We start from the raw sequence: 23,287 nt of genomic DNA on the forward strand, positions 1-23,287 counted from the left end.
CCGGCCGCGTACGGCCAGCGTGAAGGCGCAGTCAGCTTTTTGCCGCTGGGGCTTCAGTCAGCCGCAGCCGCGGCGCGCAGGGCGGCGGCCCTGTCGGCGCCCAGGTAGCGGGTGATCGCGCGCCGCATCAGGTACAGCAACGGGATCAATGCGATCGCAAAGCCCATCTTGTAGATGTAGTTGACGCTGCTGACGGCCAGGAACAGCGACGTCGGCCAGTGCTGCGGGCCGAGCACGAAGGCGATCCAGATCACCACGAAGCTGTCCACCACCTGGGAGATCGCGGTGGATCCGGTCGCACGCAGCCACACGTGGCGCTCGCCGGTGGCCTGGCGGATGCGATGGAACACGGCCACGTCGATCAGCTGGCCGAGCAGGAAGGCCACCAGCGAACCGGCGATGGTCCACATGCCCTGGCCGAACACCGCGGCGAATGCCGCCTGGTAGTCCGGCACGCCGTGGCCGTCCATCGAGGTGACCCACCAGCTGGCCGGAGCCAGCGAGATCGCTGCGAAGGCGAACAGGAAGCCATAGGCGATCAGCACCACGGCCAACCACGAGATGAAGCGCACGCCGCGCTTGCCGAAAAACTCGTTGATCGTGTCCGTCATGATGAACACCACCGGCCACAGCAGGGTACCCGCGGTGAAGCTGAGCGAGCCGGTCTGGCCAAACAGGTTCCAGTTCAGCGGATCGATGCCCAGAGTGTCTTCCAGCGCGAAGATCTTCACCCCGATCAGCTCGGCCAGCACCGCGTTGCCGCAGAAGAACGCGGCCAGCACGATGAACAGCAGGACCGCGCGGTCCTGCAGCGGGCGCTCGATCGGCGCCGGTGTCATTCGGTGCGTTCGCCAGTGCGTTCGCCGGCGCGGGTGAACGGCACGCTGGATGGTGCCACGGCACCGCCGGAGATGATGAAGCTCATGGCCTGATCGACGGTCCAGTCGGTCGGGGTCAGCAGTTCCACCGGCACGATTTCCAGATAGCCCGAGGTCGGGTTCGGCGTGGTCGGTACATACACCGCGGCCAGCTCACGGTCGGTGCCGTGTTCCTTGATCACGCGGGTTACCAGGCCGACCGATTTCATGTCGCGATGCGGGAAGTCGATCAGCACCACGCGCTGGGTGCTGCCCGGTTCGGTCTGCAGCATGTCCAGCAGCTTCTTGGCGCTGTCGTAGATGATGCTGGCCAACGGAATACGCTTGATGACCGCGCCGACCCAGCGCAGCAGGCGCTGGCCGAGCACGCGGCGGCTGGCCACGCCCACCGCCAGGATCACCAGCAGGGTGGCCAGCAGGGCGATGGTGTCCTGGATCCACTCGGCGCGGACCCAGCCCAGATAGTGCGGGAAGCTGGTTGCGATCTGTTCGGACAGCGGCACCACCAGCGGGCTGGAAATACCCGACAGCAGCACGAACACGAACTTGACCACGACCCAGGTCAGCCAGATCGGCAGCAGGGTCAGCAGGCCGGTCAGGAACAGGCGCTGCAGGGAGGGGCGGGGGACCAGGGCGGGGGCTTCGAGCGACATGCGCGCATTGTAGCGGTCACGGCCGGTCGATTACGCTGGGGAATCGACTGCGGCAACGGCACATGGAAGGGAAGCTGTGTTGAAGATTCTGCGCGGACTGGGCTGGACCCTGGCAGGCCTGCTGGTGCTGGCCATCGTGGTGTGGTGCGCCTCGCGCATGTGGCCGGTGCCCGAATCGCGCCTGCAGGCGCAGCAGCGACTGGAAGCACGCCTGCCGGTGAGCGGCCGCAATGGATATGCACTGTTGTGGACGCTGCCGTTCGACGATCTGGATGCCCAGCAGCGCGAGCAGGCGCTGGCCGAGGATGTACGGCGCTGGGAAGCCGATGCACATGGCGGAAGCAGCGGCCGGACACACCTGGTAGCCAACCATGCCGAGCTGCACTCGCGGCCCGGGGCCAGTTGCGGGCCGGCCGCCAGCGGCTGTCTCGCCCAGGTCCGCGCGGACCCGCAACGCTTCGTGGAGGCCCACGCCGGGCACCAGCAGTTGCATGCGCGGCTGGATCAGCTGGCCGACGCCGACTACTTCGCGTCGCCGTTCCCGCCGAAGGGCGAGGGCATTCTGGTCCCGTTGCCGGCCTATGGCGTAGTGATGGACGCCACCAGTGCACGCGCGCTGGCCTATGTGCAGGGTGACATTGACGGTGCCCTGCGTGGTGCCTGCCGTGGCCTGCAGCTGGGCCGGCGGCTGGTGCCCGGCAGCAGTTATCTGGTCGAGAGCATCATCGGTGCCAGCCTGGTGCAGGCCAATGCCCAGCTGCTGGCCGACATGCTGGTTGAACTGCCTGCCGACCACCCCCTGCCGGCCGAGTGCGAACAGGCCATGCAGCCGTTGCGGGCCGAGGAACAGAGCCTGTGCCGTGCTATGCAGGGCGAGTACGCGATGAGCCGGGCGGCGATCGAGTCCTCGGCCCGGGAATTTGGTGGCGTCCTGGTGCTTGACCGGCGCAGCACGTTGGCGCGCGTGGCCGGCAATCTTGGCTGGGCCTGTGGCGCAGCCGCCACGGCCGCGCTGGAGGCCGATCGGCCGCTGCCGTTACAAGCGCCGCCGCAGCGGGATTTCGGTTGCCTGTCCAATGTGATGGGGTGCGTGCTGACCGAGATTGCCGCGCCCGTCTATCCTGCGTATTCGTCACGGCCACAGGATGCCGCGGCGATGGTGCGGCTGCTGGGGGCGCAGCGTTGGCTGCGGCAGCAGACGGACGATCCGGTGCACGCCCTGCAGCGGCTGCCGGCGCAGTTCCGCTCGCCGGTGCGGTCGCCGCAGCTGTCCGCCGATGGCCACCATCTGCAGGTGCCGCGGCGCTCTCCAGCGCGCAGCGCTGATGAGAACCCGTGGCTGACGGTACCGCTGCAGGCGGAGCCAGCTTCGGCTGCGTTGGCGCGCGATTGAGGCGCGCTCAGCGTGCGTGTGGCTTCAACCGCAGGTAGACCTGCTTGCGCACCTGGGCGACCACTTCGCCGCTCTCATCGACCACGTCGTTGCTGAACCAGCGCAGCACCTTCTCACCACTGGCTGCTTCCGTGCGCAGTTCATCCAGCAGCGCGTCGTCGATGCGGAATGACGTGCGTACGGTGCCGCGGCCGGGCTTGAGGAAGTCGATGGCGCCTGCTCGGTCCCACACGTAGTAGTCGCGCCCGAGGATGTGCAGCAGGCCCAGCATCCAGAATGGATCGGTCATCGCGAACAGGCTGCCGCCAAAGTGCGTGCCGACGTAGTTGCGGTTCCATGGCCGCAGGCGCAGCTCGACATCTATCTGCCGGTAGTCCGGCGTGATGCGGGTGACATGGATGCCGGTGAACAGGAACGGTGGCCAGAGATTGATACCGAAGCGGAACAGGTGGGCGTTCATGCGGGTGCGGGGACGCAGGGCGAGGCGCCCAGTCTAGCCATTCGCATGCGTATGTTGCACCCCGGCGGCGGCGAGGGTCACGCCTTGTCGTCGATCACATACCCGTCGCGGCCGTTGGCCTTGGCCTGGTACAACGCGGCGTCGGCGCCTTCGACGAAATGATGCGGTTGCAGCGTGCCGTCAGGCACGCGGGTGAACACGCCGATGGTGAGGGTGACGGCACCGTCGCTGCCATCACCGGGGGCCGGCAGTGCACGCACGCAGGCGATCAGGTCCTCGATGACCTGGCGTGCGCCTTCGGCCGGGGTATCCGGCAGCACCAGTGCGAACTCATCGCCACCGTAGCGCGCGGCCATGTCGCGTGGGCGCCGAGCATGCGCACCGATCAGCCGTGCAACATCGCGCAGCACGCGGTCGCCGACCTGATGCCCGTGGCGGTCGTTGTGGCGCTTGAAATGGTCGACGTCGATCAGTGCCAGGCTCAAGGACCTGCCACTGCGGCGCGCGGCATCGCATTCCTGCTGCAGTGACTGCTCGAAACGCAGGCGATTGCCGAGGCCGGTCAGCGCATCACGGTTGGCCTGGCGGTGCCAGGCCGAGATCCGCCAGATCGCCCAGGACAGCAACACCAGCAGGATGCCCAGCATTGCGCTTGCCGGTGCCCACCACAGGTCACCGGCACGCAACAGCAACCAGCTCAGCAGCGGTGGAAGCGGCAGCGAGCACAGTGCGGCAAGCCATGGCAGGCGCAGGCCGAGCAGGAGCACGCACAACGCGGCCAGCACGCCGCTGATGGCGTGCTGCCAGAGGCGTGGCAGCAGATCGATCTGCTTGTGCTGCAGCAGCATCGACGCGATGTTGGCCTGGTATTCGCTGCCGCTCATCCAGTACTCGCGGGTGGTCGGGGTCAACAGCCGCGGTGCGATGCCGCTGGCCGTCATGCCCACCACGATGCGGCGGCCATGCAGCATCGCCGTGTCCACGTGACCATCAAGTACGTCGGCATAGGACACCTGCGGCAGGCGCTCGGGCGGCCCCGCATAGCGCACGCGCACGTAGTCGTCGCGTCGCCACTGATAGGGCGAACCGATCTGCGGATCGGGATCAGGCAGGCCGTGCACCGTGCCCGGCGGCAGGTCGGCCAGCGCCAGGCCCAACGCCGGCCAATGGGCCTTGCCGATGCCCGCATGCAGATACACACCGCGCGCGACGCCATCGCCGTCCACTTCCACATCGGTATGGCCGATTGCCGCAGCACTGCTCGCGATCTGCGGAATCGGCAGCATTTCCTCGGCCATGCGGTCGCCGGCGGCCGGCGCCGCCAGCACTGGCAGCACCACCCGGCCACTGCGGCGGATCGCTGTGGCCAGTTCATCGTCCTGCTGGCTGTCGCGTCGATCCGGCTCAGACAGCATCAGGTCCAGTGCGATGCGCTCGGCACCGGCGTCGGTCAGCCGGTCCAGCAGGCGCGCATGGACCGAACGGGGCCAGGGCCATTGGCCGATGCGCTGCAGGCTGCCCTCGTCGATGGCCACGATCAGCACGCTGGGGTCGGGGCGGTAGTCCCAATTCCCAACCATGGCGTCATAGGCGGCTTCGTCCTGGCGCCACAGCCACTGGCCGTGGCTGGCGATCACCGTCAGCACGCCGGCCAGCAGTGCCAGCAGAATCCGCTTCGACCACGGCAGCGGCGAGCGCCTCATAACAACAGCAACAGCAGCAGGGCGCCGCCACCAGCGCCGTAGCACAGACGGCAAGGCAGCTTGATCTGCTGGGCCGGCGAGTACTCGCCCGCATGCCCGTCGTCGTCGATGTACTGCACGCGCACATGCAGGGTGCCGCTCCACGGCTGCTTGAAGCTGACCTGCGGCTCGCTTACGGTCTGGTCGACCAGGGGTGCCCGGAAGTCGCCTCGACGGTCCACCTGCACCCGGTACCGCTGGCCTTCGCTGCCGGCCTGCCAGCGGAGGGTCAGTTCGCCACGCGTGGCCTCGGGCGGCTGCAGGGCCGGGTCGACCGGTTCATTGCTCAGTTGCAAGGGCAGGGCCTGGCCATAGCGGCCCTGGTGGCCGTTGCCATCGCGCGAGGCCACCCGCCAGAAGTACTGGCCGGGCGGCAGCGGCTGCGCCAGGCGCAGGTCGGTGACCGGGGTGCTTTGTTCCTGCAGCGGTTGCTCGAAGTTCGGCTCGGCGGCAATCTGCAGCACGCTGCTGCGCGCACCGGGCGCTTGGCTCCAACGGAAGCGCGGTCGGTCGCTGTTGATGGTCTGCCCGTGCAGCGGGGCCACCGTCAGTGGCGGCGGGGGCTGGTCGCCGAGTTCGAAATCGGCGCTGGCGTCGAGGCCTTCCACACCCTGCGCATCCACGGCGCGCAACAGGATGCGCAACTGGCCGGGGGGCAGGTCGCCGATCGCCAGCCGGGTATCGGTGGTGGTGGCGGCAAACAGCAGGATTTCCGGCGTTGCCGACAGCACCACTTCAACGCGGTAGCGGGCGGCGCCGTCGACGGGGTCCCAGGCGAGGAGGGCCGGCAAGGGCGCCAGGCGCATGCCGTCGCTGCGCAGCTGCGGTGCTGGAAGAAGCGCGGAGACAGCATCCGGCGCCGTATCGGCGCTGCTGCTGAGGCTGGCCTGTCCAGGCTGGACCAGGCGCTTGCCGTGGATGTTGCCGACCTGCACCTTGCCCTGCAGCACTTCGGTGGCAGCCACGTGGCCGGCGTCACCGGCGCTGACCCGGAATACGGTACCGCGTACGCTGCTGGTCGCCGTAGGTGCATCGATGATGTAGCGCGAGGCGGGGCCACGGGCAGGCGTCACCCGGTTGCTGGCGCGGCCCTGCTGGAGGCGCACGCGGGTATCGACCATGCCGGTGTGGCCGTAACGGCTGAGCTGGTCCAGGCGCAGCCGGGAATGCTCGCGCAGCTGCAGGCGGGAAGCGTCGGCGAATTCAAGCGTGACGCTGGAGTCGCCCTCGGTCTGCACCGTGTCACCGATGCGAAGCTGTTCCCCGGCCAGTAGCGCGCGCGTGGCGCTGCCATCGGCGCCGGACAGTTCGACCTTGCCCCTTACCGACAGCACGCGGGCGGGGGCTGGTTCGATGCGCAGCCAGCTGATCGGGAAGCGCAGCAGCTGCCCCGGCGGCAGCTGGTAGGGGTTGTCGATGCGGTTGTGCTGTTGCAGCTGCTGCCAGCGTACCGAGGGCTTGAGATACAGGCCACCCAGGTCCCACAGGGTATCGCCGGGACGGACCCGATAGTTCCAGTCCTGGGCCGCGGCAATGGCCGGCAGGAAGAGAAGAGCGCAGAGCAGCGCGCCCTGGAAGCGCATGGCGAACGACAGCGAGCGGACGAAGGTCACAGTTTGCAATCCCGGCAATGCGGGGGCGCAGCTGCAAGACCCCATGGCCCCGACCTCATCCCCCCGAACGGATCGTGGCGGCCGCACGGCCGCCATCCAGTGCATTATTGCCCGCGTTCAGTGCAGGGATTCTGAACGAGGACGGCTCCCGTTCAGAACAGCAGCGAGGCCATCCGGCGACGGTACTGGCCGACCAGGTCCTCGTCGGAGATCACATTGAAGGCGTCGATCAGGGCCTTGCGCGGCAGCCCTTCCTCGAACGTGCGGTCGATCCGCAGCATTTCCAGGAACTGGGCCAACGCAGCTTCGTCATGGCCCCCGAGCAACAGTTGCACGCCGCGCAGATGGCGGGCCTTGAGGTCCTTGCCATCGGCGGCGATGCGGGCGTCCAGCACTTCAGCGGCCGGGGCATCCTTCAGCGCGGCGGCGAAGGCCAGGCGGGCGCGGGCACGCACGGCGCGGTCGTCGGTGGCCAGATTGGCGGGCAGGCCGTCGATCAGGGTGCCGGCTTCGTCCACGCCACCGATCTGCAGCAGGGCCAGGGCCAGGTCGAGCTTCAGTTCGTCCTTGTCCGGCTCGGCGGCGATCTGGGCACGCAGCACATCGACCTGCGCCTGCGGGTCCAGCGGGGCGTCATCTTCGGGCGCGGCGTCGCCGACATCGGCCGGCACGATGCCGTGCTGGGCCAGGAACTCACGCAGCTGGCCTTCCGGAATCGCGCCCGGGAAGCCGTCCACCAGCTGGCCGCCCTTGACCAGGAACACGGTCGGCACCGAGCGGATCTGGAAGGCCGCTGCGATCTGCTGTTCCTTGTCGACATCGACCTTGGCCAGTTCGAAGGCGCCGTTGTACTCGGCGGCCAGTTTTTCCAGCATTGGGCCCAGGGTCTTGCACGGCCCGCACCAGGTGGCCCAGAAGTCGACCAGCACCGGCGTCTGCAGCGACTTCTGCAGGACTTCGGCCTCGAAGGTCGCAGTGGTGGCGTCGAATACGTAGGTCGTCTCGGTCATGGGGGAGGCATCGTTTGGCGTCTGGAGTCCGATTCTATGGTGACGATCGATGCCGGTCTCAACCCGGGTTGTGGTAAATGCCTGACAATGCAGTCTTCCTCTCGCCGTACTTTCCGGAGTCTGCATGTCGTCCCTGTCACCGTTGCTGCGCCTGCCTGGCCTGGTCGCCGCGCTGCTGTTTGTACTGGCGGTGATCGGTTTCGGCGCCGGCCTGGACGGCTACGCACAAGCCCGTCATCCGGTGGCACTGCTGGGCGCGCAGGGGGTGCCGCATGCGCTGGCCTTCAATCTGCTGGGCTTCGTGCTGCCGGGCCTGCTGGCGGCGATCGTGGCCGAGTGCCTGCGCCGCGGGCTGCCGGCAACCGCCGGCTGGGCGCCACGGGTGGGCAGCCAGATGCTGCTGCTGGCCGGGTTGGCCTTCGCCGCGATGGGGTTGCTGCCGCTGGATGTGGATGACCTGCACGGGCCGGCCAGCCAACTGCATGCCAGCGCCTGGATGATCTGGGTGCTGGGTTTTGTCGCCGGAACCCTGCTGCTGGCCGTATCCGGTCTGCGCCAGGTGCATGGCCGCGCGCTGGGCGTACTGGCGCTGGGCTGCGGCATGCTGGCCGCGCTGGCCGCGTTTGCCCTGCAGGGCGTACTGCCGGCGCCGCTGGCACAACGGCTGGCGTTTGCGTGCTGGGCAGTCTGGCTGGGGGCGGCCCTGCCGCTGTCGCGCCCACGCTGAGACGCCTCCCGGGGCGTCGCGGCGCCTGCCTCCGGCGGGCAGGATTGGAGACGTTTGCCGCACTGCGGTACGCTGTACCGCTTTGCCGCCGCATCCGCGTGTTCCATGACCAGCGCTGAAACCAACGCCTACGACCCGCAGCAGGTTGAATCCGCCGCCCAGCAATACTGGGACGCTACCCGTGCCTTCGAGGTCGACGAGACTTCGGACAAGCCGAAGTACTACTGCCTGTCGATGCTTCCGTACCCGTCCGGTGCGCTGCACATGGGCCACGTGCGCAATTACACGATTGGCGACGTGATCAGCCGCTACAAGCGCATGACCGGCCACAACGTGCTGCAGCCGATGGGCTGGGACGCGTTCGGCCTGCCGGCGGAAAACGCCGCGATCAAGAACAAGACCGCGCCGGCGGCGTGGACCTACAAGAACATCGACCACATGCGCAGCCAGCTGAAGTCGCTGGGCTACGCCATCGACTGGTCGCGCGAGTTCGCCACCTGCCGCCCGGACTATTACGTCCACGAGCAGCGCATGTTCACCCGCCTGATGCGCAAGGGCCTGGCCTATCGCCGCAATGCGGTGGTGAACTGGGACCCGGTCGACCAGACCGTGCTGGCCAACGAGCAGGTCATCGACGGCCGCGGCTGGCGCTCGGGTGCCCTGGTCGAGAAGCGCGAGATCCCGCAGTGGTTCCTGCGCATCACCGACTATGCCCAGGAGCTGCTGGATGGCCTGGACGAGCTGGACGGCTGGCCGGAATCGGTCAAGACCATGCAGCGTAACTGGATCGGCCGTTCCGAAGGCCTGGAGATCCAGTTCGACGTGCGCGATGTCGACGGCAGCGCGCTGGACCCGCTGCGTGTGTTCACCACCCGCCCGGACACGGTGATGGGCGTGACCTTCGTGTCGATTGCCGCCGAACACCCGCTGGCGCTGCACGCGGCGAAGAACAATCCGGAACTGGCCGCGCTGCTGGTCGACCTGAAGCAGGGGGGGGTGTCCGAAGCCGAGCTGGAAACCCAGGAAAAGCGCGGCATGGATACCGGCCTGCGCGCGCTGCACCCGGTGACCGGCGAGCCGGTCCCGGTGTGGGTCGCCAACTTCGTGCTGATGGGCTACGGCACCGGCGCGGTGATGGCGGTGCCGGGCCATGACCAGCGCGACAATGAAGTGGCCAACAAGTACGGGCTGCCGATCAAGCAGGTCATCGCGCTGAAGGATCCGCGCACCGACGAAGAGCGCACCTGGGACGGCAGCCGTTGGCAGGACTGGTACAGCGACAAGAGCCGTGCCTTCGAGCTGGTCAACTCGGCCGAATTCGACGGCCTGGACTTCCAGGGCGCGTTCGAAGCGCTGGCCGAACGCTTCGAGCGCAAGGCCCAGGGCCAGCGCCGCGTCAACTACCGCCTGCGCGACTGGGGCGTGAGCCGCCAGCGCTACTGGGGCTGCCCGATTCCGGTGATCTACTGCGCCAAGTGCGGCGCGGTGCCGGTGCCGGAAGAACAACTGCCGGTGGTGCTGCCGGAGGACGTGGCGTTCTCGGGTACCGGTTCGCCGATCAAGACCGACCCGGAATGGCGCAAGACCACCTGCCCGGACTGCGGCGGTGCGGCCGAGCGCGAGACCGATACCTTCGACACCTTCATGGAATCGAGCTGGTATTACGCCCGCTACACCTCGCCGGGTGCCCGTGACGCTGTCGACAAGCGCGGCAACTACTGGCTGCCGGTGGACCAGTACATCGGTGGCATCGAGCACGCGATCCTGCACCTGATGTATTTCCGCTTCTACCACAAGCTGCTGCGCGACGCGCGGATGGTGGACAGCAACGAACCGGCGCGCAACCTGCTGTGCCAGGGCATGGTGATCGCCGAAACCTATTACCGCCCGAACCCGGACGGCTCGAAGGACTGGATCAATCCGGCCGATGTGGAAGTGCAGCGCGACGAGCGCGGCCGCATCACCGGCGCCACCCTGATCGCCGACGGCCAGCCGGTGGTGGTCGGTGGCACCGAGAAGATGTCCAAGTCGAAGAACAACGGCGTGGACCCGCAGGCGATGGTCGGCAAGTACGGCGCCGACACCGTGCGCCTGTTCTCGATGTTCGCCGCGCCGCCGGAGCAGTCGCTGGAGTGGAACGAGGCCGGCGTGGACGGGATGGCCCGCTTCCTGCGCCGCCTCTGGGCCCAGGTGCAGAAGCATGCCGCCGACGGCGCCGCCCCGGCGCTGGATGTTGCAGCACTGGACGCCAACCAGAAGGCGCTGCGCCGCAAGACCCACGAAACCATCGGCAAGGTCGGTGACGACTACGGCCGCCGCCACAGCTTCAACACCGCGATCGCTGCGGTGATGGAGTTGATGAACGCACTGGCCAAGTTCGAGGACGGCAGTGAGCAGGGCCGTGCGGTGCGCCAGGAAGCGCTGCAGGCCATCGTGCTGCTGCTGAACCCGATCACCCCGCATGCCAGCCACGCCCTGTGGCAGGTGCTGGGTCACGCGGAGACGCTGCTGGAAGACCAGCCGTTCCCGCAGGCCGATGCCAGTGCGCTGGTGCGCGACGCGCTGACCCTGGCGGTGCAGGTCAACGGCAAGCTGCGTGGCACCATCGACGTGGCGGCCGACGCCGCGCGCGAGCAGGTGGAGGCACTGGCGCTGGCCGAGCCCAACGCGGCCAAGTTCCTGGAAGGCCTGACGGTGCGCAAGATCATCATCGTGCCCGGCAAGATCGTGAACATCGTCGCCGCCTGATGTACCCCGCACCGGCCACCCGTATGGTGGCCGGTGCCATTCCGGTGCAGGGCCAGGCGTTTGATGGCCCTGCATTCACGCGGCTTCGGGCACGCTGTGTGTTGCCGTGATCGCCCGGCTCCGCCAGACTGTCTCCATGACCCGAATCCTGCTTGCCCTCGTTCTTGTCCTCGGCCTTGCCGGCTGCGGCTTCCATCTGCGCAACAAGCTGATGCTGCCCACCGACACCGCCCCGGTGAAGGTGGTATCCACCGCCCCGTACAGTGAACTGGTCAAGCTGCTCAACCGCAGCCTGCTGGCTTCCGGTGCCAGGCTGGCTGATGAGGACAGCAACGAACCCAGTACCCAGCTGCAGGTGCTGTCCGAACGCTGGGGCGACCTGCCGATCGCCATCGACTCGCAGGGCCGTGCGCAGGAATACAGCCTGCGCTACGCGGTGATCTTCATTTTCCGTCGCGAAGACGGCAGCGAGCTGGTGCCGCAGCAGGTGATCGAGCTCTCGCGTGACTACGTGTCGCCACCGACCGACGCCACCGGTACCACCACCGAACGCGAGATCCTGGCCAACGAGCTGCGCCGGGAAATGTCCGCCTCGATCATCCGCCGCATCGACAGCGTGGTGCGTGCCGAGCTCGAGAAGGGCGGCAGCCTGTCGGCGCCGAAAGCCAAGCCGATTGAAGGCGCGGTACCGGCCGAGCCGGTCCCCGCAGCCAAGCACTGAGCCGCGGCCATGGAACTGCGTCCGGAGCAGCTGGCCAGCCAGGGCGCTGATACCGCGCTGGCGCCGGTCTACCTGATTGCCGGCCCGGAAACCCTGCGTGTGCTGGAGGCAGCTGACGCCATCCGCGCACGCGCACGCGCCGCCGGCATCGGCGAACGTGAAGTGTTCGACGCCGATGGCCGTGATTTCGACTGGAACCAGCTCGACGCCAGCTTCAACGCGCCCAGCCTGTTCAGTGCCCGCCGCCTGGTTGAGGTGCGCCTGCCCAGCGGCAAGCCTGGCAAGGACGGGGCCGAAGTGATCAGCCAGTTCTGTGCCAACCCGGCGCCGGACGTGGTGCTGATGATCACCGCAAGTGAATGGAGCAAGGCCCACCAGGGCAAGTGGGCCGAAGCGATCAACCGCATCGGCGTGCTGTCGGTGGCCTGGGCGGTCAAGCCGCATGAATTGCCGGACTGGATCGAGCGCCGCCTGCGTGGCAAGGGACTGCGTGCCGATCCTGCCGCCGTGCAGCGCCTGGCCGAGCGGGTGGAAGGCAATCTGCTGGCTGCTGCCCAGGAAATCGACAAGCTGGCGTTGCTGGCCGATGGCCAGCCGCTGGACGTGGAGCGCATGGAGTCGCTGGTGGCCGATGCCGCCCGCTATGACGTGTTCCGGCTGGTGGAAGCGGCCTTTTCCGGCCAACCGCCGGCGGTGCTGCGCATGCTGGCCGGACTGCGCGGCGAGGGCGAGGCGGTGGCTGCGCTGATGCCGATGGTGATCCGCGAGCTGCTGGCGGGCGCTGGCCTGGCCCGGGTGCAGGCCCGTGGCGGCAACCTGGCGGCTGAAATGAAATCGCGCGGTATCTGGGAATCGCGGCAGGCCCCGTACAAGCGCGCGCTGCAGCGGCATCCGGAAAGCAAGCGTTGGGAACGCTTCGTGGCCGAAGCCGGGCTGGTTGACCGCATCGCCAAGGGCCGCGCCGAGGGTGATGCCTGGCTGGCGCTGGAGCGCCTGCTGGTGGTGGTGGCCGAACCGCGTGCCGTGCGCCTGTTGGCGCGGGCCTGAGCAATGAGCCTGCGGATCTATTACGGGGGCACCTTCGATCCGGTGCACCTGGGGCACCTGGCGATCGCGCGTGCGGCCCGTGATGAACTGCAGGTCGCCGTGCGCCTGCTGCCGGCCGCCGATCCGCCGCACCGCGCGGTGCCCGGTGCCACCGCTGAGCAGCGCTGCACGATGTTGTCGCTGGCCATCGGCGACGAGCCGGGGCTGTTGTTGGACCGCCGCGAACTGGATCGTGCCGCCCGCTGCCCCGGTCGTCCGTCGTACACCGTCGACACCCTGCGCGAGCTGCGTGGCGAGCTGGGCCCGAGCCGGCCGCTGGCCTGGCTGGTGGGCGCCGACAGCCTGCTGGGCCTGTCCGGCTGGCACGAATGGGAGGCCCTGTTCGACCTGGCCCACTTCGTGGTGGCCGAACGGCCGGGCAGTCCGTTGCAGGCGTCGATCGATGGCGAGCTGGGGCGTGCCCTGCAAGGGCGCTGGGCCGACAATGAGCAGGCCCTGTTCGCCAGCCCGGCCGGGCGCGTCCTGCGCCTGCACCACCCGCTGCGCGAGGAATCAGCCAGCGCCGTGCGCTCGCAGATTGCCGCTGGCGGCCCCTGGCGCGCACTGCTGCCACCGGCCGTGGCCGACTATGTCGCTGCACACGGGCTGTACCGCCCGGCCACGGCGTGAATGGCGCGGCCGCGCCATCCCCGTATAATCGCCCCCACGTTTATCGAGTCGATCCACTTTGAGCAACCAGACCCAGCCCCAGACCATCAAGGTCGATCTTCCCAGCCCGCCGCCGTCCGTGCCGGAACTGCTGGCCAGCGTCCGCCAAGCCACCGAAGACCTGAAGGCCAAGGACCTGGTCGAGATCGACGTGCGCGGCCGGTCCAGCGTTGCCGATTACATGATCGTCGTTTCGGGCACCTCGACCCGCCACGTCAAGTCGATTGCCGATGAAGTCGTGCGCTTCGCCAAGAACCTGGACGTGATGCCACTGGGCGTGGAAGGCGAGCGCGAGGCCGAGTGGGTGCTGGTCGACCTGGGCGACGTGATCGTCCACGTGATGCTGCCGCGCGTGCGTGAGTTCTACGCCCTCGAGCGCCTGTGGACCGTCGGCGACCAGCCGCCGTCCAGCGACGACGAAGTGGCCTGAGCCACACGATGATGCATCCCTTCGACGGCGCCGATGGCGCCGTCGACGTTTTGGAGGACCGCTGATGAAAGCCCGCCTGATCGCCACCGGTGAACGCGCCCCCAGCTGGGTCGCGCAGGGCTTCGCCGAGTACCAGAAGCGGCTGTCGCACTGGCTGCCGTTCGAGCTGGTCGAAATCGAGCCTGGCCTGCGCGGCAAGGGCCGCGATCCGCGCCGCGCCACGGAGGATGAAGGCAGGCGGGTAATCGCTGCGCTGCCGAAGAACGCTTATGTGGTGGCGCTGGATGTGCCGGGCCGCCAGCTCAGCTCCGAACAGCTGGCACAACGCCTGGAGCATTGGCGCGGGCAGGGCAGGGACCTGGCGTTCCTGATCGGTGGCCCGGAAGGGCATTCGCCGGAAGTATCCGCGTTGGCCGATGAGAAGTGGTCGATTGGACCATTGACGCTGCCGCACATGCTGGTGCGGCTGGTGGTGGCCGAGCAGCTGTATCGGGCTGCCGCAATGATCGCCAATCACCCCTACCATCGCGCGTGAAGAATGGTTATACTAGTCGTCTGCCCGAATAGCTCAGCCGGTTAGAGCACTTGACTGTTAATCAGGGGGTCGTTGGTTCGAGTCCAACTTCGGGCGCCACCTTGAGAAACCTGCATCGCAAGATGCAGGTTTTTTTTTCGTGTTGTAGAACCGAGGCCATGCTCGGCTGCATCCTCGAAGCCGGGCATGGGCTCGGCGCTACAGCGTAATCAGGCCCTTCCAGAACGCGACCAGCGTGGCGATCGCCACCGCCAGGATCGCGCCGAACAGCACCCATTCCCAACGCGTGAATACCAGCTCGCCGCGCTGGCGCCGGGCCAGTGCGAACAGCACCACGCCGGGCACGTACAGCAACACCGACAACAGCAGGTTGTCGAGGCCGCCGGCATACACCAGCCACAGCGCGTACGCACTGGCCAGCAGCGCAACCGCGAAATCACGCCAGCGCACACTGGGCTCATCGGCGTAGGCCTGCCCGCGCCAGGCCAGCTGCACGCCGAATGCCGTGGACAGGAAGTAGGGCACCAGGCTCATCGACGCAGCGAGCAGCACCAGCCCGGTGTAGCTGCCCGAACTGACCAGCACCAGCAGCAGGAACAACTGGATCAGGCCATTGCTCAACCACAGTGCATTGGCCGGCACACCACGCGCGTTCTCGCGGCCGAGGAAGGCGGGCATGGTGCCGTCGCCCGCAGCGGCATAGAGCACTTCGGCGCACAGCAGCACCCAGGCCAGCAATGCACCGAGGACGGAGATGATCGAACCGATGATGATTACCGTCGCGCCCCATTCGCCGACGATGGCGCGCAGCACATAGGCCATCGACGGATTGGGCAGCCCGGCCAGTTCGGCCTGCGACAGCACGCCCATCGACAGCAGGCTGACCAGCACCAGCAGCAGCCAGACCCCCAGGAAACCGATCACCGTGGCGCGGCCAACGTCGGCGCGGCGCGCCGCACGCCGTGAATAGATGCTGGCGCCCTCGATGCCGATGAATACCCACACGGTCACCAGCATCATGCCGCGCAGCTGCTGGCCGAGATCGCCGAGCGCGGGCGTGCCAAGGAAATCGGCACGGAACACCTCCATGCGGAACGCACCTGCTGCCAGGATCAGGAACAGCGTGATCGGCAGCAGCTTGGCCACCGTCACCAGGCCATTGACAATGGCCGCCGTACGCAGGCCACGCAGCACCAGCAGGTGCACGGTCCACAGCAGCACTGACGACGCCGCCACGGCGGCAGGCGTGTTGCCTTCGCCGAACACTGGCAGGAAATGGCCGAGGCCGCTGAAGATCAGCACGAAGAAGCTGGCATTGCCAAGCACCGAGGCGACCCAGTAGCCCCAGGCCGCAGAGAACCCGATGTAGTTGCCGAAGCCCTCACGCGCGTATGCGTAGATGCCGGTATCAAGATCCGGCCGGCGGTTGGCCAGGGCCTGGAACACGAAGGCCAGCATCAGCATGCCGGCGCCACTGACCGCCCAGCCGATCAGCGCGGCGGCCGGCCCGGCGCTGCGCGCCACGTTCTGCGGCAATGAGAAGATGCCGGCGCCTACCATCGAGCCAACTACCAGTGCAGTCAACGCGGGCAGGCCCAGGCGTTGCGATGTCGTGGCCATGGTGATCCCCTGCGGCGGTAGTGCCGCTTGCACACGGTAGCCACGTGCCCGTGAACGTGCATGCAAGGCGTGCAACGACGAAGGCCCGGGCTGCTGCCCGGGCCTCCGAAGTTGATGCGTTGAACGGTATTACTTGAAGGTGTACTTGGCGCCGACGGTGAAGTAGCGACCGATGGCGCCGCTGAAGTGCAGCGGGTTGTAGTTCACGCCACCGTAGGTGGTCGGATCGAGCGGAGCAATGCGATCGAACACGTTCTGCACCGAGGCGTTCAGTTCGAAGGCTTCGGTGATGTTCCAGCGGCCGGACAGATCGAAGGTGGTGAACGAGGAGATCTTGGTGACGTCGGTACCGTCGGCGTAGGAGAACTGGTACGAACCGTCCGGACCACGGAAATCCTTGTTGTCCATCTTGGAGATGTAGTTGGCGACGCCGCTCACGCTCCACGGCCCCTGACGCCAGGTGGTACCGAAGTTGATCCGATCCTTTGGCGTACCGATGCAGTTGGTCACGTCGCAGTTGCCGTGGGTGCCTGCATAGTCGAAGGTCTCGTCGGAGTCGGTGCGCTCGTACTTCAGCACATGGCTCCACTGCAGGTCCATTTCCAGCTGGCCCGGGCCGATATCGAAGGTCTGGCGGATATCGGTATCGATACCGCGCACGCGCGTGGATGCCGCATTGATGTACGCGGTGTTGACCGCCAGGATGCTGCCGGTGCCAGCGATGCCGTTGATCAGGTCGATGTCACGCAGCACGTTGCCGGCGGCGATGGCATCGGCCGTGGAGCCTTGGGCGATTTCGTTGGTGCGCTTGATCTGCCAGGCATCCACGGTCATCGAAGTGGTGGAGGTCGGCTGCAGCACGATGCCCACCGAGTAGCTCTTGGACTCTTCCGGCTTCAGGTCCTTGTTGGGGCGGGTGATGATCGCGACCGGGCGCGAGCTGCAGTTGGTGCCGACATCGGCCGGCGGGCTGACGGCGCAGCGCACCGGATCGCGGGCGTTGGAGAAGGCGGCCAGGCCACCATCGCCGTTCTCGGCCGGGTTGGGGGCGCGGAAGCCTTCGGCGTAGCTGGCACGCAGGGCGATCCAGTCGGCTGGGGTCCACTTGATGCCCAGCTTCGGCGTGGCCTTGCCTTCGCCGCTTTCGTACTTGTCGTAACGCAGCGCGCCGGAAAGTTCCAGTTGCTCCAGCACCGGTGCCGACAGTTCGACGTAGCCGGCGTAGACATTCTGCGTACCGTCATAGGCCGAATAGCCCAGGCCAATGATGTCACCCTGGTCGGTGTAAGTCTGCGGGGTCAGGCTGTTGCTGGTCTTGCGCCACTCGGTACCGATTGCCAGGCCCAGCGGACCACCTTTCAGGTCCATCAGGCTGCGCGACACGGTGAAGTCGAACATGTCCAGGCTGGACTTGGCGCGTGCGCTGATGGTCGGCGAGATGTAGTCGTACAGCGCCTGCGAGTTGAGGTTGGCATTGTCGCCAATACGCCACACGCCGCCGGCACAGTTCGGGTTGCCCAGCGCGCACTGTACAGCGCTGTAGCGCAGGAACCCGGTGCGCTTGTTCACCAGATCGGTACCGGAGTGCAGGTAGGCGGTGTCGTAGCTCCAGTCACCCCAGTTGCCCTTGACGCCGACCAGGAAGCGGTTGAACTCATTGGTGTTGTTGGTCACGCGCGGGCCGACATCCCAGGCCGAGTAGCGCAGGCGCGAGGCCTGGCCCTGGATCGGATTGTCGGGATGGGTCGGCGACAGCACCACGGCGCCCGGGCCGCTGCTGGCATTGCGCGGGCCAAGGGGATAGCCCCAGCTGCCGGAGACGCCGGACGGTGTGTTGCTGAAGATCGTTTCCTTCTTCGAGTAGCCGATCTCGGTGTAGACCTCGCCGCCTTCGCCGAAGGCGAAGCTGGCGCGGCCGAACACGTTGACGTACTTCTCTTCAGGCGTGAGATCACGGAACTGCTGCGCCGGATCCCACAGGCAGCCCTGGGCCGCCACCGACGCGTCGGTCTGGCCCGGGATGGTGGTCAGGCCTTGGCAGCCGGGCAGTGGCACGAGCCTTGCGGGATTGGTCGCTGTGACATTGCGGTCGTCATACACCGAGCCATTCGGACCGACGCCTCCGCTGGTGCGGCCATTGAGGTAGGCGCCGCCGAGGAACTGGGCATTGTTGCCATAGCCCCAAGGACGGATGTCGCCGGTGCCGATCCACTTGCGGTTCTTGCGATCGCTGATCTTGATCGCGTCGGTCTTGCCGACGTCCAGGCTGAAGAAGGCATTCCAGCCGTCAGTGGCCAGGTCGCCGGTGCCGGCGGTCAGGGTCGCCTTTTTCGCGTCGCCATCGCTGTCACCGGACAGGCCATAGGAGCCACGCAGGATGGCGCCCTGGAAGTCGCTGCGCAGGATGATGTTGACCACGCCGGCGATGGCATCGGAGCCATAGATTGCCGAGGCGCCGTCCTTGAGCACTTCCACGCGCTCGACGGCATCGAGCGGAATGGTGCTCAGGTCGGTGAAGACCTTCTGGCCGTCGTCGGCCAGGCCGTAGGTGGCCATGCGGCGGCCGTTCAACAGGACCAGGGTCGAGCCCGCGCCCAGGCCGCGCAGCGAAATGCCGGCGCCACCACCGGCAAAGCCGTTGCCGAAGGTCTTGGGGATGGAGCCGGAGCCATCAGCGGTCAGGGTCTGCAGGTATTCGGCAACCGTGGTCTTGCCGGTGCGGTCGATTTCCTGGCGGGTTACTACCTGCACCGGCGACGGCGTTTCAGTGTTGGTGCGCGGAATGTTCGAACCGGTGACCGTGATGCGGTCCAGGTTGGTGGCCTTATCCTGCGCGAAGGCGGAGGTGGAAGCCGCGGCGCCAACCAGCAACAGGGTGCTGCCGGTAAGGATATGGGTGATGGACGATGCCAGAGTGCTGCGGCGGCGGCTGGCGGGCCGTTGGATCAGGTGTTTCACAGCTTCTCTCCTAACTGGAAAACCGTAGCGTTGAGGGCTGTCTCCGGAAGATTCCGGGACGGATCAATCTAGGTTTCCGGTAGGTGACGAAGTCGTGAATTTTTGCTTAATCGGTAACGGTTGATCCGGTTCCGTCCGTTGGCACGTGCAGGGAAGCGCCGGCCCGGCAGGTGGCCGGGCCGGCGATCACTTCACTCCGGCAGCGAGAACTGCACCGGCACCATGCCGATGGCCGGTACCGCCACGCCATCACGCTGGGCCGGCTCGAAGCGCCAGTGCCGGAGCACCTGCAGGCGCGCGGCCTGGTCCAGGCTGCGCGAACCGCTGCTGCGCTCGATGCTGACCCCCGTCGGCTGCCCGCGGGTGTCCACCTCTACCCGCAACAGCACAGTGCCCTGTTCGCGGTTGCGCAATGCCGCCAGCGGATAGGCCGGCGGCGGGGCGCTGCGGTACTGCAGCTGGGCGCCGGCCAGTGGTGCGGAGGCATCGATGCTCGGTGCAAGCTGGGGCGGGGCCGGTTCGGCGGCCGGCAGCGCGATGCCCTGGGCTTCTTCCACGGTTGCGGTAGGAGCTGGAAGCGGCGGCGCGGCCGGCTGCGTCTGTGGCTTCGGTACGACCCGGGCGACCTCCCTGGGCGGTTCCAGCACCGGGGGCGGCGGCGTTGGCGGGATCTTCTCGATCAGCCTGACCGTGGTCTTTTCACGCGGGGCCTGCACGGCCTGGTAGGTCGCAGGGATGAGCAGCAACAGGAAGGCCAGCAGGTGCAGGGCGATCGCCGCGCTCCAGGCGGCAACGCGGGCGGGGTCGAAGTGCAGGGATGCAACGGGATACGTACGAACCATGGTCCACCTCCATGCCAGTGACGAAGTCCTCAACGCACCAGGGCCCGTGGCGGGGTTGCCGCACGCGGCTGGCAGTGCATCAGTAGCGCGCCCGGGCGACCACTGCATAGAGGCAGGGGCACCCGTGTTGGGCTGGCCTTCAGCCACTGCCGTCGGAATGCACGAAAAAAGGGCGGGTCCCCTGGGGAACCCGCCTCTGTCGGCAATGACCAACGGCTCAGCGACCCAGTTCGAACACCACGTCCAGGTTGACCGATACGGTGGATTCACCCGGCGCGACCGGGGTGGCCTTGTCCATCGCCGCACCGGCCGCCATGGTGCGCATCATCGGCATCGGGCGGAAACCGCCATTGCTGTTCTCGGAGATGCTGACGATGCGGCGCACCTGCAGGCCCAGTGACTTGGCATAGGTCTGGGCGCGGGCCTGGGCCTTCTTCAGCGCAGCCAGGCGGGCTTCGTCATACACTGGTTCCGGCTGGTCGATCTCGAAGCTCGGGCCGTTGATCTGGTTGGCGCCCTGCGCGGCCAGCGCGTCCAGCACCTTGCCGAGCTTGGCGATGTCGCGCACCTTGAGGCTGACCGTGTTGCTGGCCTGGTAACCGGTGATCTTCGGCGCTTCGTTGTCGGCGTAGCGGTACTGCGGGTTGAGGCTGACGCCGCTGGTCTGCACGTCGCGCTCGGCGATGCCGGCGGCCTTGATCGCGGCCAGCACCTTGTCCATCTGCTGGGCGTTCTGGCGCATGGCGCTGTTGCCATCGGCAGCCTGGCTCACCACGCCGGCCGACAGCGTGGCCACGTCAGGCACGCGGGTGGCCTCGGCATTGGCCGAGATGTTCAGCAGCGTGCCCTCGGCCGGTGCGGCGATCGATGGCGAGGACGGAGCGGCATGGGCGGTCATCGAGGTTCCAAGGGCGAGGGACAGGGCGAGCAGCAGCGGGGTGGCAGTCAGGCGCATGGGATCTCCTTGTTGTGCCGTTGAGGGTGGTGTCGTAGCGATGAACGCGTTGTGAGTCCGTTCGGGGTTGAACGCGTTCCGGGACGGGTTGCCGACGATTCAGGTGGCGGCCTCAGGTTATGCTGTGCCGATGCTCTACCTAGCTTCCCGCTCCCCCCGACGCAACCAGCTGCTGGCCCGACTCGGACGCCCCTTCCAGGCATTGGATCTGGAGGTCGTCGAGCAGCGTGCGCCCGCTGAAAGCGCCGAACAGTACGTCTGCCGGGTCGCCGCCGACAAGGCGCGCGCCGGCCTGGCCCGGGTGCTGGCCAATGACCCGCAGGCGCGGGTGCTTGGTTCGGACACCGAGGTGGTGCTGCATGGCGAGGTGTTTGGAAAGCCCGCCGACGCTGCCGATGCCCGGGGGATGCTGGCGCGTCTTGCCGGGCGTACCCACCAGGTGATGACGGCCGTAGTGGTGGTCGGCGCGGACGGGCTGGACAGCGAACTGGTCATTTCCGAAGTGACCTTCGCCCCGATCGACGCTGCCGACATCGCCGCCTATGTCGCCACCGGCGAACCGCTGGACAAAGCCGGTGCCTACGCCATCCAGGGCGGGGCCGAGCGCTGGATCGAGCACCTGTCCGGCAGCTACTCCGGCGTCATGGGGCTGCCGTTGCTGCACACCGATCGTTTGCTGGCGCGCTGCGGCGTGCCGGCCCCCACCGCCGATGCCGCCAGGGAGGCTGCAGATGTCTGAGGAAATCCTGGTCAACGTGACCCCGCGCGAGACCCGGGTCGCGGTGATCGAAAATGGCATGCTGCAGGAACTGCACATCGAGCGTGGCTGGCGCCGGGGTGTGGTCGGCAACATCTACAAGGGCAAGGTGCAGCGGGTCATGCCCGGCATGCAGGCCGCCTTCGTCGAAGTCGGGCTGGAGCGCGCCGCGTTCCTGCACGCCAATGACGTGGTGCGGCCGGCGCCGGTGGCCAGTGCCGATACCGAGAACACCACCCTGCCGCCGCCGGCCAGCGTGCCGATTGTCGAGCTGCTGCGTGACGGCCAGGACATCGTCGTGCAGGTGGTGAAGGACCCGATCGGCACCAAGGGCGCACGCCTGACCACGCAGATCAGCATTCCCTCGCGCTACATGGTGCTGCTGCCGCAGTCCAAGGTGGTGGGCGTGTCGGCGCGCATCGAGGACGAAGCCGAGCGCGCCCGACTGAAGGCGCTGGTGACCGAGCTGTCGGCGCAGCACGGCGGCTACGGCTACATCGTGCGCACCAACGCCGAAGGCCAGCCGGCCGAGGCCATCGCCGAGGACATCGCTTACCTGTCGCGCGTGTGGAACGTGGTCGAGCGTCGTGGCCGCGAAGCGCCCTCGTGCAGCATCATCTATGAAGACCTGAGCCTGCCGCTGCGTTCGGTGCGCGACCTGATCCGCAAGGATGTGGACAAGGTGAAGGTGGACTCGAAGGAGACCTTCGGCCAGCTGCAGGCCTTCGTCGCCAAGTACATGCCGGTGCTGGCCGAGAAGCTGGAGCTGTATTCCGGCGATCGCCCGATCTTCGACATGTTCGGGGTGGAGGACGAGATCGGCCGCGCGCTGGACAAGCAGGTGCCGTTGAAATCCGGTGGCTACCTGGTCATCGACCAGACCGAGGCGATGACCACCATCGACGTCAATACCGGTTCGTTCCTCGGCCAGCGCAACCTGGAAGAAACGGTGTTCCGCACCAACCTGGAGGCTGCGCAGGCGGTGGCGCGGCAGCTGCGGCTGCGCAACCTGGGCGGCATCATCATCATCGACTTCATCGACATGGATGATGCCGAGCACCGCCGCCAGGTGCTGCGCACGCTGGAAAAGGCGCTTGCGCGCGACCATGCCAAGACAACAGTCTATGACTTCTCGCCGCTGGGCCTGGTGGAGATGACCCGCAAGCGCACGGTGGAAAGCCTGGAGCGCCAGCTGTCGGAAACCTGCCCGCAGTGCAGCGGCCGCGGCAGCATCAAGACCACCGAGACGGTGACCTACGAGATCTTCCGCGAGATCACCCGCGCGGTGCGCCAGTTCGACGCCGCGCGCCTGCTGGTGATCGCCTCGACCAAGGTGGTCGCGCGCATCACCGACGAGGAATCGGCGGCGGTGGCCGAGCTGGAGGAATTCCTCGGCAAGAGCATCCGCTTCCAGGCGGACGAGCAATACCTGCAGGAGCAGTTCGATGTCGTTCTGCTCTGATCCTCGCCGGCTGCAGGCCGGCGGTGGC

The 23,287-nt window shown here is 67.3% G+C and carries 20 protein-coding genes and 1 tRNA gene; 11 read left to right on the top strand and 10 right to left on the bottom strand.

The annotated features are described in order from the left end of the window. Positions 1-53 precede the first annotated feature (53 nt). Positions 54-839: a queuosine precursor transporter gene (locus tag AC5P9W_RS06790; RefSeq protein ID WP_021204314.1), complete on the bottom strand. Its 786-nt coding sequence runs from the start codon at positions 837-839 to the stop codon at positions 54-56. Next, a complete protein-coding gene (locus AC5P9W_RS06795) occupies positions 836-1,531 on the bottom strand; it encodes a DUF502 domain-containing protein (RefSeq protein ID WP_005414135.1) in 696 nt (231 codons plus the stop codon). Before AC5P9W_RS06795 ends, AC5P9W_RS06790 begins: the two co-directional genes overlap by 4 nt. Positions 1,532-1,607: 76 nt before the next feature. Between AC5P9W_RS06795 and AC5P9W_RS06800 the strand changes: the two genes are divergently transcribed. Then, complete coding sequence (locus AC5P9W_RS06800; RefSeq protein ID WP_111099027.1) at positions 1,608-2,924, top strand: hypothetical protein; 1,317 nt, start codon at positions 1,608-1,610, stop codon at positions 2,922-2,924. A gap of 7 nt (positions 2,925-2,931) precedes the next feature. On the opposite strand, the gene AC5P9W_RS06805 is transcribed toward AC5P9W_RS06800, so the two are convergent. From AC5P9W_RS06805 to trxA, 4 genes are all read right to left on the bottom strand, one after another. Then, positions 2,932-3,384, bottom strand: coding sequence for a DUF4442 domain-containing protein (locus AC5P9W_RS06805; RefSeq protein ID WP_019662120.1), 453 nt, complete (start codon positions 3,382-3,384; stop codon positions 2,932-2,934). A 77-nt stretch (positions 3,385-3,461) separates the two neighbouring features. Then, positions 3,462-5,087, bottom strand: a complete 1,626-nt coding sequence (locus AC5P9W_RS06810) for a CHASE2 domain-containing protein (protein WP_207049885.1) — start codon at positions 5,085-5,087, stop codon at positions 3,462-3,464. Then, positions 5,084-6,784, bottom strand: coding sequence for a FecR family protein (locus AC5P9W_RS06815; RefSeq protein WP_111099028.1), 1,701 nt, complete (start codon positions 6,782-6,784; stop codon positions 5,084-5,086). Before AC5P9W_RS06815 ends, AC5P9W_RS06810 begins: the two co-directional genes overlap by 4 nt. Before the next feature lie 107 nt (positions 6,785-6,891). Next, the gene (gene trxA / locus AC5P9W_RS06820; RefSeq protein ID WP_019662117.1) at positions 6,892-7,749 is read right to left on the bottom strand and encodes a thioredoxin; all 858 of its coding nucleotides are present in this window, start codon (positions 7,747-7,749) and stop codon (positions 6,892-6,894) included. 124 nt (positions 7,750-7,873) lie between these two features. Here trxA and AC5P9W_RS06825 point away from each other — a divergent pair, with 124 nt between their 5' ends. The 8 genes from AC5P9W_RS06825 (at position 7,874) to AC5P9W_RS06860 (ending at position 14,764) form a co-directional block, all read left to right on the top strand. After that, positions 7,874-8,476 (top strand): DUF998 domain-containing protein, encoded by a 603-nt coding sequence (locus tag AC5P9W_RS06825; protein WP_019662116.1) that lies wholly within the window; start codon positions 7,874-7,876, stop codon positions 8,474-8,476. A gap of 105 nt (positions 8,477-8,581) precedes the next feature. Then, the gene (gene leuS / locus AC5P9W_RS06830; RefSeq protein WP_026347280.1) at positions 8,582-11,224 is read left to right on the top strand and encodes a leucine--tRNA ligase; all 2,643 of its coding nucleotides are present in this window, start codon (positions 8,582-8,584) and stop codon (positions 11,222-11,224) included. A 136-nt stretch (positions 11,225-11,360) separates the two neighbouring features. Continuing rightward, a complete protein-coding gene (locus tag AC5P9W_RS06835) occupies positions 11,361-11,945 on the top strand; it encodes an LPS-assembly lipoprotein LptE (RefSeq protein WP_019662114.1) in 585 nt (194 codons plus the stop codon). A 9-nt stretch (positions 11,946-11,954) separates the two neighbouring features. Beyond that, positions 11,955-12,992: a DNA polymerase III subunit delta gene (gene holA, locus AC5P9W_RS06840; protein ID WP_019662113.1), complete on the top strand. Its 1,038-nt coding sequence runs from the start codon at positions 11,955-11,957 to the stop codon at positions 12,990-12,992. A 3-nt stretch (positions 12,993-12,995) separates the two neighbouring features. Continuing rightward, complete coding sequence (gene nadD / locus AC5P9W_RS06845; RefSeq protein ID WP_019662112.1) at positions 12,996-13,661, top strand: nicotinate-nucleotide adenylyltransferase; 666 nt, start codon at positions 12,996-12,998, stop codon at positions 13,659-13,661. Between the two features lie 58 nt (positions 13,662-13,719). Next, positions 13,720-14,130, top strand: a complete 411-nt coding sequence (gene rsfS, locus AC5P9W_RS06850) for a ribosome silencing factor (protein WP_005410536.1) — start codon at positions 13,720-13,722, stop codon at positions 14,128-14,130. Positions 14,131-14,194: 64 nt separating this feature from the next. Beyond that, positions 14,195-14,665, top strand: a complete 471-nt coding sequence (gene rlmH, locus AC5P9W_RS06855; protein ID WP_019662111.1) for a 23S rRNA (pseudouridine(1915)-N(3))-methyltransferase RlmH — start codon at positions 14,195-14,197, stop codon at positions 14,663-14,665. A gap of 22 nt (positions 14,666-14,687) precedes the next feature. After that, positions 14,688-14,764: transfer RNA gene (locus tag AC5P9W_RS06860), tRNA-Asn, on the top strand. Between the two features lie 99 nt (positions 14,765-14,863). Here the strand turns inward: AC5P9W_RS06860 and AC5P9W_RS06865 are convergent. The 4 genes from AC5P9W_RS06865 to AC5P9W_RS06880 form a co-directional block, all read right to left on the bottom strand. Then, a complete protein-coding gene (locus tag AC5P9W_RS06865; protein ID WP_058982163.1) occupies positions 14,864-16,285 on the bottom strand; it encodes a basic amino acid/polyamine antiporter in 1,422 nt (473 codons plus the stop codon). A gap of 129 nt (positions 16,286-16,414) precedes the next feature. Then, positions 16,415-19,243: a TonB-dependent receptor gene (locus AC5P9W_RS06870; protein ID WP_111099029.1), complete on the bottom strand. Its 2,829-nt coding sequence runs from the start codon at positions 19,241-19,243 to the stop codon at positions 16,415-16,417. A gap of 191 nt (positions 19,244-19,434) precedes the next feature. After that, a complete protein-coding gene (locus AC5P9W_RS06875; protein ID WP_111099030.1) occupies positions 19,435-20,085 on the bottom strand; it encodes an energy transducer TonB in 651 nt (216 codons plus the stop codon). A 217-nt stretch (positions 20,086-20,302) separates the two neighbouring features. After that, on the bottom strand, positions 20,303-21,040 hold the full coding sequence (locus AC5P9W_RS06880; RefSeq protein ID WP_021204307.1) for an SIMPL domain-containing protein: 738 nt from the start codon (positions 21,038-21,040) through the stop codon (positions 20,303-20,305). Positions 21,041-21,170: 130 nt separating this feature from the next. Here AC5P9W_RS06880 and AC5P9W_RS06885 point away from each other — a divergent pair, with 130 nt between their 5' ends. Together AC5P9W_RS06885 and rng are read left to right on the top strand one after the other, a co-directional pair. Then, positions 21,171-21,779: a Maf family nucleotide pyrophosphatase gene (locus tag AC5P9W_RS06885; RefSeq protein ID WP_021204306.1), complete on the top strand. Its 609-nt coding sequence runs from the start codon at positions 21,171-21,173 to the stop codon at positions 21,777-21,779. Next, the gene (rng, locus tag AC5P9W_RS06890) at positions 21,772-23,259 is read left to right on the top strand and encodes a ribonuclease G (RefSeq protein WP_019662105.1); all 1,488 of its coding nucleotides are present in this window, start codon (positions 21,772-21,774) and stop codon (positions 23,257-23,259) included. Before AC5P9W_RS06885 ends, rng begins: the two co-directional genes overlap by 8 nt. The last annotated feature ends 28 nt before the right edge of the window (positions 23,260-23,287 follow it).

It is taken from the genome of Stenotrophomonas sp. YJH_SMC_33 (assembly GCF_059372295.1).